This window comes from Kordiimonas marina (assembly GCF_023006325.1).
In the GTDB taxonomy this organism is placed as follows: Bacteria; Pseudomonadota; Alphaproteobacteria; order Sphingomonadales; family Kordiimonadaceae; genus Kordiimonas; species Kordiimonas marina.
Window position 1 is genome coordinate 232,318 of the sequence record NZ_JAINDF010000006.1, and the last position, 12,700, is coordinate 245,017.

Annotated in this window: 13 protein-coding genes; 9 read left to right on the forward strand and 4 right to left on the reverse strand. The window is 58.1% G+C overall.

Annotated elements, in window-relative coordinates; genetic code table 11:
- Positions 1-42 precede the first annotated feature (42 nt).
- From K6118_RS14670 to K6118_RS14685, 4 genes are read right to left on the reverse strand one after another with little or no spacing between them, the layout of a single operon-like run.
- Positions 43-861, reverse strand: coding sequence for a flagellar basal body L-ring protein FlgH (locus K6118_RS14670; protein ID WP_247121238.1), 819 nt, complete (start codon positions 859-861; stop codon positions 43-45).
- A 40-nt stretch (positions 862-901) separates the two neighbouring features.
- Positions 902-1,888: a flagellar basal body P-ring formation chaperone FlgA gene (gene flgA / locus K6118_RS14675; RefSeq protein ID WP_247121239.1), complete on the reverse strand. Its 987-nt coding sequence runs from the start codon at positions 1,886-1,888 to the stop codon at positions 902-904.
- Positions 1,889-1,900: 12 nt separating this feature from the next.
- Positions 1,901-2,686 (reverse strand): flagellar basal-body rod protein FlgG, encoded by a 786-nt coding sequence (flgG, locus tag K6118_RS14680; RefSeq protein WP_247121240.1) that lies wholly within the window; start codon positions 2,684-2,686, stop codon positions 1,901-1,903.
- A 37-nt stretch (positions 2,687-2,723) separates the two neighbouring features.
- The gene (locus tag K6118_RS14685) at positions 2,724-3,470 is read right to left on the reverse strand and encodes a flagellar hook-basal body complex protein (RefSeq protein ID WP_247121241.1); all 747 of its coding nucleotides are present in this window, start codon (positions 3,468-3,470) and stop codon (positions 2,724-2,726) included.
- Between the two features lie 362 nt (positions 3,471-3,832).
- On the opposite strand from K6118_RS14685, the gene K6118_RS14690 reads away from it, so the two are divergent.
- The 9 genes from K6118_RS14690 (at position 3,833) to K6118_RS14730 (ending at position 12,691) form a co-directional block, all read left to right on the forward strand.
- Positions 3,833-4,414, forward strand: a complete 582-nt coding sequence (locus K6118_RS14690; RefSeq protein ID WP_247121242.1) for a flagellar basal body-associated FliL family protein — start codon at positions 3,833-3,835, stop codon at positions 4,412-4,414.
- A 20-nt stretch (positions 4,415-4,434) separates the two neighbouring features.
- Positions 4,435-5,571, forward strand: coding sequence for a flagellar motor switch protein FliM (gene fliM, locus K6118_RS14695; protein ID WP_247121243.1), 1,137 nt, complete (start codon positions 4,435-4,437; stop codon positions 5,569-5,571).
- On the forward strand, positions 5,568-5,996 hold the full coding sequence (locus K6118_RS14700) for a DUF6468 domain-containing protein (protein ID WP_247121244.1): 429 nt from the start codon (positions 5,568-5,570) through the stop codon (positions 5,994-5,996). The genes fliM and K6118_RS14700 overlap by 4 nt, the downstream gene beginning before the upstream one ends.
- Positions 5,997-6,000: 4 nt before the next feature.
- Positions 6,001-6,741: a MotE family protein gene (locus K6118_RS14705; RefSeq protein WP_247121245.1), complete on the forward strand. Its 741-nt coding sequence runs from the start codon at positions 6,001-6,003 to the stop codon at positions 6,739-6,741.
- Positions 6,742-6,833: 92 nt separating this feature from the next.
- Positions 6,834-7,463, forward strand: coding sequence for a protein phosphatase CheZ (locus tag K6118_RS14710; RefSeq protein ID WP_247121246.1), 630 nt, complete (start codon positions 6,834-6,836; stop codon positions 7,461-7,463).
- Between the two features lie 31 nt (positions 7,464-7,494).
- Complete coding sequence (locus tag K6118_RS14715) at positions 7,495-8,220, forward strand: hypothetical protein (protein ID WP_247121247.1); 726 nt, start codon at positions 7,495-7,497, stop codon at positions 8,218-8,220.
- A gap of 4 nt (positions 8,221-8,224) precedes the next feature.
- On the forward strand, positions 8,225-8,956 hold the full coding sequence (locus K6118_RS14720) for an OmpA/MotB family protein (protein ID WP_247121248.1): 732 nt from the start codon (positions 8,225-8,227) through the stop codon (positions 8,954-8,956).
- On the forward strand, positions 8,943-12,164 hold the full coding sequence (locus K6118_RS14725) for a hypothetical protein (RefSeq protein WP_247121249.1): 3,222 nt from the start codon (positions 8,943-8,945) through the stop codon (positions 12,162-12,164). The genes K6118_RS14720 and K6118_RS14725 overlap by 14 nt, the downstream gene beginning before the upstream one ends.
- Positions 12,165-12,202: 38 nt before the next feature.
- Complete coding sequence (locus K6118_RS14730) at positions 12,203-12,691, forward strand: GFA family protein (RefSeq protein ID WP_247121250.1); 489 nt, start codon at positions 12,203-12,205, stop codon at positions 12,689-12,691.
- Positions 12,692-12,700: the final 9 nt, after the last annotated feature.

A 12,700-nucleotide genomic window follows, 5' to 3' on the forward strand; every position in this document is an offset into this window, starting at 1 on the left:
TGTTCCTAAATCTGCAGAAGGCTCCTCCTATTAGGCTATTGGTTAGAAAGGAAAGATGACGTCAAACAGTTGGGTCCCATAACGCGGCTGCTGGACGTCGGTTAGTTGGCCTTTCCCGCCATAAGAGATGCGGGCTTCGGCAATCTGTGTGTGTTCGATGGTGTTGTTGCTGGAAATATCCTGAGGGCGCACGATGCCTGCGATCAGCAGTTCGCGCTTCTCAAAGTTCACGCGGACTTCCTGGCGGCCCTGGATAACCAGGTTGCCGTTCGGCAGCACGTCGGTGACGATGGCGGCCACAGTCAGGTTGATCGCTTCCGACCGGTCAACTGCGCCCGTTCCGGCATAGGACGAGGATGAACCCGCGCTCAGAAGCGAAGACGGATCATAGGCGTTGGCCCCGGCTTCGGCGGCATTGGTGGCTGTACCTGAGCCAGAATCTGCGTTTGCGCCGGCGCTGTGGCCATAGAGGCCATATTTCAGCGCCTGTTCGGCACCGGCCGCGTTGGCGATGTTCGCGCCTTCAGCGGTTGTCCGGGTGCGAGAGGTCGAATTGCCGATCTTGGCATTGTCGGCGATATTGATGTGCACGGTCAGGATGTCGCCGACGTTCGAGGCACGCTGGTCCTTGAAGAAGGCACGGGCACCGGTCCGCCACAGGGAGTTGGGCTGGTATTTGTCCGGCTTGTTCTCGGGCATCGGCAAGCTGATCGACCGCTGCGTGGCCGGGGCCTTGATGTCTTTAATCGGAGTCATCTCGGGGGCTTTGCCGATGTTGGAAATCCGGTCCGCGGCGCCACACGCAGCCAGTGACATCAGCATCACGGCTAATCCGGCTTTTTTCATAGTGGTGACAAACATGGCTCTTCTCCTGCCTAAATCCGGGTTTATCCGGCGCCTTTTACCTGGCGGCGAGGTTTAAGGTGTTGCTGCTGATCACTTCAGCGAGACCTGGCTTGATAACGCGGGCGTCGACCGTCTGTTTCGACTTGGTGTTCATGACCCTGATGGTGTCGCCTGTGCCGCCATTTTCGAGGGCGCGGCCGTTGGTCGAGAGCACCATGGCACCGGAGCGGATCATCATGGTGATGATGCTGCCTTTGCCGATGATTATCGGAACAGTGATGTCGTTGGTCGAGATCAACTTGCCTGGGCGTTCAGGGCGGCGGACCGTTTGGCCAACCAGGTCGCTCATGTTGAGTACCGTACGGCTGTTGATGCGGGCCGCGGCCATCTTGCCCCAGGTGAGGTCAGATTTACGGATCACTTCACCCGGGCTGACGATGCGGGTGAACATGGGAACATCCCGCATTTCCTCAAGCGTACCACCGATATTCAGCCGGGTCGTCTGGCCATTGCCGGTCGGGATCAGGGCAACTGCCGAGAAACGGTCCTTGCGCTGGCTCAGGGTAAAGCTTTCGAAGCTGATATCCTTGAGGCTGGCGCCCTCGGGCAGGTACAGACCGCTTTTGCGGCCGAACAGCCGAACCTCGACATCCGAAGGTGCCCCTTGTGCTTCAGCGGCATCCAGGACGGACGGAATGAGGTCGTCGATCGAGAACGGGACACCGTCGCGCGTTACCGTGATGCGCTTCAGAAGCGTCGGACGCTTCCAGTCCAGCTTGTATTCCTTGGCGATGCGGTCCAGCTCGAAAGCGGACAGCTGATCGCTTTTACCCGGGGCAGGGGCTTCCATGACAACCGTGTCACCGTTTGCGCCGACATCGTTGAACAGGTCGCTGAGCCGAACCATGGCGTCTTCTACCACTATCTGGTCCTTCAGCGTCGCTGCGTGGGCGGCAGTTGCCGCCGACAGAACGGTGCCAACAAGGGCGGTGAGGCGGATTGCCTTCAGGCTCGCTTCATATGCCTTTGTGATGACCGGCATCATTGCCTCCTATTAGCGCAGGTTATTGGCAGCTTGGAGCATTTCGTCCGAGGTCTGGATAACCTTGGAGTTCAGCTCGTAGGCGCGTTGCGCTGCAATCATTGCGGTGATTTCGCTGACAGCATTGACGTTGGACTGCTCAAGGTAGCCCTGCTGGACGGTGCCGTAACCCTGGGTCCCGGCCTGGCCGATGTTCGGGGCGCCGGATGCCTGGCTTTCCAGGTACATGTTGCCGCCGATGGCTTCGAGGCCGGTTTCGTTCGGGAACATGACGAGATCCAACTGGCCGACCTGGGTCGGGTTCGTGGTCCCCTGAAGCTTGTAGGAGACATAGCCCTGATTGTTGATCTGGACGTCCACGGCGTTGTTCGGGATGTTGATGGCCGGCTGAACCGGATAACCTTCCGGCGTCACAAGCTGGCCGTTCTGGTCAATCTGGAACGAGCCTGCGCGGGTGTAGGCATCCTGACCGTCCGGCATCTGGACACGGAAGAAGCCGCGGCCGTTGATTGCCAGGTCATACTGGTTGCCGGTATTCGACAGGCTGCCTTGATCGGAGATGCGGTACACGCCTGCGGCCCGCACACCGACACCAACCTGGATACCGCTCGGGACCGTGGTGCCTGCGTCCGACGAGGTCGAGCCTACACGTTCGATGTTCTGGTAGAGCAGGTCCTGGAATTCAGCGCGCGAACGCTTGAAGCCCGTGGTGTTCATGTTGGCGATGTTGTTCGAGATTACCTCGATATTGAGCTGCTGGGCCATCATGCCCGTTGCTGCGGTGCTAAGAGATCTCATTGTCCTATCCTTTCCTCATTCCTGGTGGTCAGGCCGGCTATTGCACTCGGGCAAGCCGGTCGAGGCTATCCCTACGCATGTTTTCGTAAGACGAGCTGCTTTTCGAAGCGCGTTCATAGGCGCGCATGACGTCGATCATTTCGACCATGGATTCGATGGCATTGACGTTCGAGCCCTCGATAGCCTTGGGCTGAAGCTTGATGCCTTTCTTCTGGTCTGCGGGGATCGGCGACTGGTTGGTCTCGTAAAGCGAAGACCCACGTCGTTTCATGTTCTGCTCATTGGCAAAAGCTACGAGAGCGAGCTTGCCGCGCTCACCATTCTTTGTGGAGATGGTGCCGTCAGGCGCGATGAAATAGTCGCTATCATCATCCTGGAAGCGGATCGGCTTGCCACTGTCGTCCAGTACTTTTTCGCCGGACAAGAGGGCCAATTCATTGTCGGTATCGACCTTCATGCGCCCGTTACGGGTGTAATAGGTCTTGCCGTCCTTGCCTTGCACGCTCAGGTAACCGCGGCCATGGATGAAGACGTCGAGAGGGTTGTTGGTCGGGATCAGCGTACCGGCTTCGAGGTTACGCATAACGCCTCGGTCGATCACGGAAGCGATCTTGCCGCCACCCGTGGCTGTCGACCCGGGAACGTCGATCAGATAGGTTTGGAAAATTACCTTTTCCTTATTGAAGGCGGTCGTCGACATGTTCGCAATGTTGTGTGCGACGACATCCATGCGCCTCTGAAGCGCTGCTCTGTGTGCCAACCCGACAAAAAGTGCGGTGTCCATTGTTTTTCTCCTGCATTTAGCAGATGCTGCTTATTACGCAGACTTTGCTTTGCCAGAGACTAAGCATGTTCCATGCCAGAAGGTTATCTATATGAAAAATAATGGAAAAATTCTGAATGGTGGCTTAGTGCGGGGATGGATAGGCGAACTGTGCCGGAGGCTTTTGCCGGATGGCGGCAGAATTATCCCACCCCGTGAGGATGCTTTCTTGTGTGTTCTTTCACCGCTTGTTAACTATAGATAAATAAAGATAAAGTCGTAAGACTCTAAAGTGAGAGACAATCAGGCTTATCAGGCAGCGGTTAGGCGACGATGCGGCCGCGCCCTATGCCTAATTCATTTTGGAAGGTAGCGGGTTTTTTATGGCCGAAGATATTGATGACACCCTGGGCGAAGCTGAACTGGTCGAAGGGCTTGAGCGCAAGCGCTTCGCCGGTAAGAAGATGCTTATTCTGGTTGGCGCGGCGCTAATCCTTATTGCTGCGGCCGTTGGTGTTGCCAGCATGTTCGGTGGTGGTGACGGCGAACACGAGCAGACGGCCGACAATGCGATGGACAAGATGGCCGAACAGGCCGCGACCAAGCGCGATGAAGCCAAGCTTGAAAAAGATAAGCCGGTCGAAGAGCTCAAAACCCTGTTTGTTGATGTCCCTGATCAGCTTTACAACCTGAACACCGGCGGTGAAGGCAAAAGCTTTCTCCGGGTGAAGGTCAAGCTTGAGGTGGACCGCGAAAGCTATAAGGAAGAGCTCAAGGTCAAAATGCCCCGCATTTTGGATGAATTTAACGTTTATATGCGTGAATTGAGACCGGAGGACCTGGATGGGGCCGCCGGCATTATCCGCCTGAAGGAAGAGCTGCTGATGCGGATCAACCAGGCGGTGGCGCCCACCCGCGTGAAGGATGTCCTGTTCCAGGAGTTTCTCGTCCAGGGCCAGGGCTAACGGGCGCCTAGGAGTATAGTATGGCAGACGATGAAGAAATTGACGACGAAGCCGTAGCCGCCGAATGGGCTGCGATGGCTGGCGCCGACGAGGAAGAGACCGACCAGGATGCCATGGCTGCGGAATGGGAGGCTATGGCCGGCGGTGACGGTGGCGCCGAGGACGACGACGACGGCGGTCCGTCCCCCGGTCGTGTGCTCGACCAGGACGAGATCGACAGCCTGCTTGGTTTCGATGGGGATGCCGATGCCGGTGAGATGACAGGCATTCATGCCCTCATTAACAGTGCGCTTGTCTCCTATGAACGCCTGCCGATGCTGGATATCATCTTCGACCGCATGGTCCGGATGATGTCGACATCGCTCCGCAATTTCACGTCCGACAATATCGAAGTCTCGCTCGACAATATCACCTCGGTCCGCTTCGGGGATTATCTGAACTCGATCCCGCTGCCGGCGATGCTGGCGGTGTTCCGCGCCGAGGAATGGGACAACTATGGTCTGATGACCATCGACAGTAGCCTAATCTATTCGATCGTGGACGTGCTCCTCGGTGGCCGTCGCGGCACCGCCGCGATGCGGATCGAAGGCCGTCCTTATACAACGATCGAACAGACGCTGGTCGAACGGATGATCTCCGTCGTCCTTAAAGATATGTGCGGTGCGTTTGAACCCTTGAGCCCGGTCAACTTCACCTTCGACCGGCTGGAGACCAACCCGCGTTTCGCCACCATCGCACGGCCGCCTAACGCTGCGGTGCTCGTCAAGCTCCGCGTCGATATGGAAGACAGGGGCGGGCGCCTTGAGGTTCTGTTCCCCTATGCCACGCTCGAGCCTGTCCGTGAGCTGCTGCTCCAGCGCTTCATGGGTGAGAAATTCGGCCGTGACACCATCTGGGAAACCCACCTGGCGACCGAGCTTTGGCGCGCGGACGTCGACCTGATGGCGATCATGGATGAAACCACCATGACGCTCAGGGAAGTGATGGACCTTCAGGTCGGGCAGACGGTGCTTTTCAACAAAACGCCGAAAGATGAAGTTGTGCTGAAGTGTGGCGACGTTCCTATGGTGAGCGGTGCCATTGGCCGGGCGGGGCAGTATGTCGCCGTTCAGGTCCGGCAAACGGCTGAACGCTTGCAGCAGTCAGGGGAAGAATGATGACAGTAAGCCCACTTTCCGGCGTCATTGTTGACGGCATTCTCGCGGTCCTGCTTGTGGCGGTGATCGTTGTCTCCCTGATCGTCTACCGCCGCCTGGGGACCATCAAGTCGGGGCAGGCTGAACTCCGCCAGCTGGTGGACAGCCTTAATATGGCCGTTCTGGATGCCCAGCGCAGTGTGGCTAACCTCAAGCATTCCGCCGTTGAAGTGGAGGAACGCCTCAAAGCGGAAACGCAAAAGGCCAAGGCAATCTCCGATGAGCTCAGCATGATTACCGAAGCTGGCAACAATCTTGCAGACAGGATTGAGAAGGGGTTGACCGGCGATCGCGGCAGCTCTCAAGGGGCTGAAAAAGGCTCGGATGCCAAGCCTGCGCAGAAACAGCAGCAGGAACTTTTGGCCGCACTGAGGGAAGCGCGTTAAGCATATGACTGCAAAGGAAAGCCAGGAAATGAAAGGCTCGTCACTGAGCAAGGTAAGACTGTTTCCCTTGATGATGGGCGTGGCTTTCATTGCTCTTACGCTTCGTGGCGTCAGCCTTTACACCGGTATTGCCCTTATCGTGCAGCCCGCGCAGGCGGAAGATAGCGCCGCTGCGCAGCAGGGTGAAACCGACAAGGCTGCTGCTGAAAACAAGGGCGATGCTGCGCAGGATAAACAGCAGACCTCGGAACCCGTGAAACCGCCTTTGGTTGTGGGGCTGCCCAGTTCCCAGGAAATGCAGCTGATAACCCAGCTGCGGCAGCGCCGGGAAGAACTGGACAAACGCGCGCAGAAGCTGGACCTCCAGCAGGAGCTTCTGGCAGGCACCGAAAAGCGGATCAATGACAAGATCGATCAGCTCAAAAAGCTGGAAGAGCGCATCAAGGCGCACCTGAAGCTGTTTGAGAAACGGGAAGAAGAGAAGCTGGCGCAGATTGTCAAAGTCTATGAGACGATGAAGCCCAAGGAGGCGGCGCCGCGGTTCGAAGCCTTGCCGATCGGCACGCAGGTCGAACTGGCAACCCGGATGAACTCACGCAAGATTGCGGCGATCATGGGGGCCATGACGCCGAGCAAGGCGTCTGAGTTGACCCTGAAGCTGGCGACAATGGCGCAACCGCCGAGCATCGAAGAAATCCAGAAGGAAGAAAAGACCGCAGGCGGGAGCACCGGCCGCGGCAAGTAAGAATGGGGCCGGTGCTGGCAGGCGCCGGGTGGTGGCAGAATAAGTGGGGCTGAGCCCCTTAGGAGCGCGGAATGGTAAAGCAGGCAGCCGCAATGAGTTTGGCAGATCGGGCGACGATGCTGCGGAAGGACCGGGGGGACAGTGTCGCCATCGACGACATTACTCACGTGGTCGGGAGCCTAGTGAAAGGCACCACGCACGACGAAGACCTCGCCCAGATCGCCAGCGAGCTGAGGGAACTTCTGTCCTATATCGGCGCTGCTAAAAGCGAATTGGTCGGAATGCAGCCTAAGTCGCTGTCGAACCGAGACATTCCCGATGCCCATGACCAGCTTGAAGCCATCGTCAAATCGACCGAGGACGCTGCGGGCACGATCATGGATTCTGCCGAAACAGTAGAGGCGATTGCCGAATCTGTAGACGAAGAACTCGCGGCTCAGCTTAATGACGTTGCGACCAATCTTTTCCAGGCTTCCAGCTTTCAGGACCTGACGGGCCAGCGGATCACCAAGGTCGCTGGCACGCTTGCGCACCTGGAGGAGCGCCTGAACGCGCTTGCCGATGCCATTGGCGATGAGTATATCCGGCCGGCGGAAGACGATGTTGCGCGTGACGCGGAAGGCATTGTTCAGGACGAACATGACCTTTTGCATGGCCCGCAGCTTGAAGGTGAGGGCAACAGTCAGGCTGAAATTGACGCCATTTTGGCAAGCTTCGATTGACGGAGCGGTCGCGCCAGGTGATTTGGGCTGCATGTATATAGAAGATCAACAGACCAAACGGCTTTTTGGCAGCGACCCCACCATGGGGCTGTTCGTGGCCCTTTATCTCATCCTTCTGGCATTCTTTATCGTTCTGGCGGCCATGTCGGAACAGGCTGAAGTTCGGTCATCCGCAGCCCTGGAAAGCGTCAACAGCACCTTCCAGAAAGGCGGACACCAGAAGATGCCGGAGATCAACCCGGCCGCTAAAGATGCCGCGCAGGATACGGTTCTGTCCGGCATTCAACGTGAATTCATGTCGGAGATGAATATCAAGGGTCGCTTCTCGCGTGCGGGAGGCAATGTGTTCGAAGTCCAGTTTCCGCAGGAATATTTGTTCCAGAAAGGCTCCTTCCAGGTTCGTTCCGACATGGGGCCGTTTCTGGACCAGCTCATCCGGATCCTCAGGGAAGCCCCGGCCGGCAACCGCCAGGAAGTCGTGTTCCTGTTCGGAAGCGGTAATGGGGCTGTCCGGCGTGAGATTACCCGGTCCCAGGAGGTGGCAATCCGCAGGGCGGGGTCGCTTGCCCGTTACCTGCGAGACCAAGGCTTGCCTTCCGGTACGTTTTCCGCCGGGTTCACCGCTATCCCGCGGTCCGATATTGTGGCCGTGTTCCGCAACACGCTGCGCCGGGATGAAATACTGGATCTGGGCCGGGATGCCGTGACCCTGGATGGTCCGGTCTCGGACGCAACTCAAGAAACGTCGGGGGAGTAGGGCTATGGCCGATAAAAACACTCCCTTCCGGCAACAAGAAGCCGCGCCTGCGAACTGGATGCTGACATTCGCGGACCTTCTGTCCCTGCTTCTGACGTTCTTTGTCCTGATGTTTTCCATGAGCGCAATCCAGTTCGATAACTGGAAGGCCATGGTGCGCACCATGTCGGATGAGTTCAACCCGGCCCGGGTCGCTGTCGACACCAAGCCGCATGATGGGCAGGATTCGCTGCTTGTTCAGAAGGCGCCAGGGCTGAACCTGAGCTACCTGACGGTTCTGATCCGCCGCGCGCTTGACAAGAACCCGCTTCTGAAACAGGCGATCGTGCACCGTGTGCGGGACAATGTGGTGATCAGTATTCCTGCAAACCTTTTGTTCGGGGATAAAAACGCGACCCCCACGACCGACGGCGTGAAGGCGCTTAGGCAATTGGCGGGGTCTTTCGTGCAGGTGAAGAACCGGATCATGGTGGCGGGCTATACGGACCCGAACCCGGTAAAGAACGGTTTGTTCCGCTCCAACTGGGAGCTTTCGCTCACGCGCGCCCGGCTGGTTGCGGGTATCATGGCGGATGCGGGCTATGTGCAGCCTGTCAATGTTCTCGGCTATGCTGATACGCGGTTTGCTGAACTGAGCCCTAAACTTGGTCAGGTTCGGCGATATCAGCTGGCGGAACGTATTGATATTATTATAATAAACGAAAAGCGGGAACGAGGACCCTATGACCTTTTCTGATCGGCGCACCATGGCTGGCATTATGGCCGCAGCTCTTATCTGGGCTGCGCCGTCTGCTGTTGTCGCCCAGAATGCCAATGTCCTCCGTGTCCAAGGCGCTCAGCAGCCGACGTATGTCCGCCTGATATTGGACCTGCCTGCTGGTGTGCCTTATCAGGTCAGCCATCAGGGAACCGATCTGTCGGTGACGATTGCCGGCAGTTTCGAGGTCGACTTCAGCGCCCTCAATGCCGTTTCCTTGAAGCAGGTGTCGTCGCCCAGGGCGCGGCGCGCCGGCGGTGAAACGATTCTCAGCTTCAATGTGCCGGCAGATGCCGGGCCCAGTGCTTTCCGCTCCGGCGGCTATCTGGTGCTCGATGTTTATTCCGGGAATAGTGCACCGGCCATCGCGCGGCGCCAGGCGGCAGCCTCAGGTGCTACTACGCAGCCGCAGACCCCCGCGAGCACGTCCTCGGCTGCACAGGAAACGACAACCGCTAAACCACAAGGACCGGAACAAGCAGCCGATACAGGTGGGAAAGCCCCAGACTCTAAAGTCCCTGAACCTACTGCTGGGACTGAGACGCAGGCGGCTGAAAGCACAGGGCCCAGTGCACAGGAAAACACGGAACAGAAAGCGCCAGAGGGGAATGCCTCTCAGACCGCTCAACCGGCGGCAAAAGCCCCGGCAGTGTCTCTGGACCCGGTTGCGCCGCCCCCTGATCAGAATGGCGGTAACCTTGCGCGTCTTGAAGACCATTCCCTCGTGACCCGCGGGGGGACAACGGATATTGCACCGTTCAAGAAAGACGTCATTCCAGACCGCCTGCAGGTAACAGGCAGCCTTCCCGAGAATTCGGCGGCCGCGAATGTCATGTCAGCCAGCGTGAAAACCATAGACAGCGGCATCAGCCTGACCTTCGCCTGGCCTGAGGAGGTTGCCGCGGCTGCCTTCAAGCGGGGCGGTTATCTGTGGGTCGTGTTCGACCAGCCCTATAAGTTTGACGCCAAATCCTTGCTTCAGGCCGGGAAGACGGTCACCGAGCGCATTCGGTCCATTGATGTTGAAGCGAACCCCGACGCCCTTGTCCTGCGTATGGCTATTCGCGCCGGGCAGAATGCTGTGGTCGAGCGCCAGGAAAAAAGCTGGATTCTCAGCCTGAAAGATACGCCGGCCAAGCCGCGTTTCCCGCTGGCGCCCGAGCGTCAGGGGGCCGATTCCCAAGGCCAGCAGATCTATATTCCCGCGACCGATATCGGCCGCAAGATCACGGTCGAAGACCCGGCGATCGGCGACAATATGATTATTCTGCCCATGCTTCATGAAGGCAGGGGCATGGCTATGACCTACAATTATGCCGCCGTCAATATCCTGGAAACGTCGCAAGGTATTGCGATCATTCCGCTTTCGGACCTTGTCAATGTGGAGCGTTTCCCGAAGGGGGTTGCGATCCGGCTGTCCGGGAACAATGTTCTGTCGGCATCTCACCTGCCGTCCGGTGCAGGCCCGGGGGACCGGCGAGGCGGTAAATTCCACCGCCTTATCGATTTCGCGGCTTGGCGGCTTGGCCCGAAGTGGGAATACCGCAAAAGCAAGGACAAGCTCTTCTACGAACTGTCGTTGCAACCTGCGAACCGCCGAAATGGTGTGCGCTGGAAAATCGCCCGCTTCTACCTGGCGTTTGGCCGGGCGGCTGAATGCCTTGGGATGCTGGACCGTATGTTGTCTGAAGACCCGCTTTTGGCCCAGAACACCGATTATCTGGCTGTGCGCGGTGTCGCCAATTTCAAAATGGGGCGGCTTAAGGAAGCGGCGAAGGATCTCGGGTCGAAGGAGCTGGAGGCCGAACAGGATGCTGACCTTTGGCGCACCCAGGTCGCAGAGGCCATGGGTCATTATAAAGAAGCGCTCGACCATTACCGCCGCGGCAAAGACATCATGGGAACCTATGATGATTCCGACAGGGCTGACATCCAGTTGGCTGTTGTCCGTTCCGCTTTGGCAACGGGTGACCTGGAAATGGCCCAAAGGGAACTTGAGCTTCTAAACGGCCTGAAGCTGACGGATGCCCAGATGTCGGAATCGGTTTATCAGTCCGCCCGTATTGCCGAACGGCAGGGGCAGGTCGACAAAGCGCTTCAGCAGTTTGATGACCTGTCGAATGCGCCGCAGCACTGGATCGCCGCACGGGCACGGTATTCCCGTATCTTGATCGGTCTCAAGAAAGGGGACCTGAGCCCTGTGGATGCCATCGACCAGCTGGAGCGCCTGCGCTATTCCTGGCGGGGTGACCGGTTCGAGGTGCAGCTGATCGATAAGCTTTCCGAGCTTTATTTCCAGACCAAGCAGTATGCCAAGGGGCTGGAAATCCTGCGACAGGCTGTGTCCTACTTCCCGGAACTCTCGTCCGAGCGCAAGTTCACCCTGCGGATGGGCAATGTCTTCCGGGATCTGTATTTGGGCCATGACGCGGATGATATGACGCCGATTGCGGCCATCAGTCTCTTCTATAAGTTCCGTGAACTCACGCCGCTTGGCGCCGATGGTGACCTGATGATCCGCAGGCTTGCGGACAGGCTGGTGTCTGTCGACCTGCTCGACCGGGCGGCTGAACTGCTTCAATATCAGGTGAAGGTCCGGACCGAAGGGGCCGCGCGTGCGCAGATCGCTGCGAAGCTCGCCAAGATCTATATCCTTGATAAAAAACCGGAAAGTGCGCTTGAGATTATCCGCGCCACGCGTGAGCCGAGGTTGCCGGAGGATATCAACGCCAACCGCCGCTGGGTGGAGGCTCGTGCCCTGACCGAGCTTGGCCGGTATGAAGAAGCCGAAGTCATGCTTGAGAATGACCGGAGTGCCGGGGCGGAAGTGTTGCGCGCCGACATCTATTGGGGTGCCAAGAACTGGGCCAAATTCGCGGATACGGCGCGTCACCTTCTGGGCGACGGCTGGCGCCACAATGAATCGCTGACGTCGCTCCAGCGCCTGAATTTGATCCGCCTCACGATTGCGCTTACCTTCATGGAAGACCGGGCAGGGCTTGTTGAGCTCCGGCGCCGGTATGGCAACCAGATGAGCAGCGGTGATTTCGCCAATGCCTTCGACCTTCTGACCAACGATCAGAAGCTTTCCGGCCGCCAGCTGGGCAAGATCGCGAGCCAGATCGCCAGTGTCGAAAAGCTGCAATCCTTCATGCGGGATTACCGGAAGGATTTCAGCGGCAGGTAATTCTTTTCCGCGCGAACGGCTATTCGGGGGAGAATGCGATGAAGATCTCAGAAGATGCTGACCTAAGGGGCGGCTGTACCTGCGGGGCAGTGCGCTACCGTATCATGCGGAAACCCATGTTTGTTCATTGCTGTCACTGTCGCTGGTGCCAGCGGGAAACCGGGACGGCCTTCGCCCTGAATGCCCTTGTGGAAACGAGCGAGCTTTCGGTTCTTGAGGGCAACCCAAAAACTGTTCTGACCCCTTCAAACAGCGGCAAGGGCCAGAAAATCGTCCGCTGCCCTGATTGTGAGATAGCGCTTTGGAGCCATTATTCCGGGGCGGGGGACAAGCTGGCGTTCGTGCGTGTCGGGACACTTGATAACCCGGACCAGTTGCCGCCCGATATCCATATTTTCACGGCTTCCAAGCAGCCGTGGGTGGTCCTGCCACCGGACATGCCAGCGGTTGAGGAATATTATTCAGCCCGAACCTATTGGCCCGCTGAAAGCCTCGAACGCCGGAAAGCCCTGGCCGGGAAGGACTGATCGTCTTTT

Excerpts from the sequence above, each read along its gene's own strand:
- K6118_RS14670 (WP_247121238.1), bottom strand. The coding sequence starts at position 861 with ATGTTTGTCACCACTATGAAAAAAGCCGGATTAGCCGTGATGCTGATG.
- flgA (WP_247121239.1), bottom strand. The coding sequence starts at position 1,888 with ATGCCGGTCATCACAAAGGCATATGAAGCGAGCCTGAAGGCAATCCGC.
- flgG (WP_247121240.1), bottom strand. The coding sequence starts at position 2,686 with ATGAGATCTCTTAGCACCGCAGCAACGGGCATGATGGCCCAGCAGCTC.
- K6118_RS14685 (WP_247121241.1), bottom strand. The coding sequence starts at position 3,470 with ATGGACACCGCACTTTTTGTCGGGTTGGCACACAGAGCAGCGCTTCAG.
- K6118_RS14690 (WP_247121242.1), top strand. The coding sequence starts at position 3,833 with ATGGCCGAAGATATTGATGACACCCTGGGCGAAGCTGAACTGGTCGAA.
- fliM (WP_247121243.1), top strand. The coding sequence starts at position 4,435 with ATGGCAGACGATGAAGAAATTGACGACGAAGCCGTAGCCGCCGAATGG.
- K6118_RS14700 (WP_247121244.1), top strand. The coding sequence starts at position 5,568 with ATGATGACAGTAAGCCCACTTTCCGGCGTCATTGTTGACGGCATTCTC.
- K6118_RS14705 (WP_247121245.1), top strand. The coding sequence starts at position 6,001 with ATGACTGCAAAGGAAAGCCAGGAAATGAAAGGCTCGTCACTGAGCAAG.
- K6118_RS14710 (WP_247121246.1), top strand. The coding sequence starts at position 6,834 with ATGAGTTTGGCAGATCGGGCGACGATGCTGCGGAAGGACCGGGGGGAC.
- K6118_RS14715 (WP_247121247.1), top strand. The coding sequence starts at position 7,495 with ATGTATATAGAAGATCAACAGACCAAACGGCTTTTTGGCAGCGACCCC.
- K6118_RS14720 (WP_247121248.1), top strand. The coding sequence starts at position 8,225 with ATGGCCGATAAAAACACTCCCTTCCGGCAACAAGAAGCCGCGCCTGCG.
- K6118_RS14725 (WP_247121249.1), top strand. The coding sequence starts at position 8,943 with ATGACCTTTTCTGATCGGCGCACCATGGCTGGCATTATGGCCGCAGCT.
- K6118_RS14730 (WP_247121250.1), top strand. The coding sequence starts at position 12,203 with ATGAAGATCTCAGAAGATGCTGACCTAAGGGGCGGCTGTACCTGCGGG.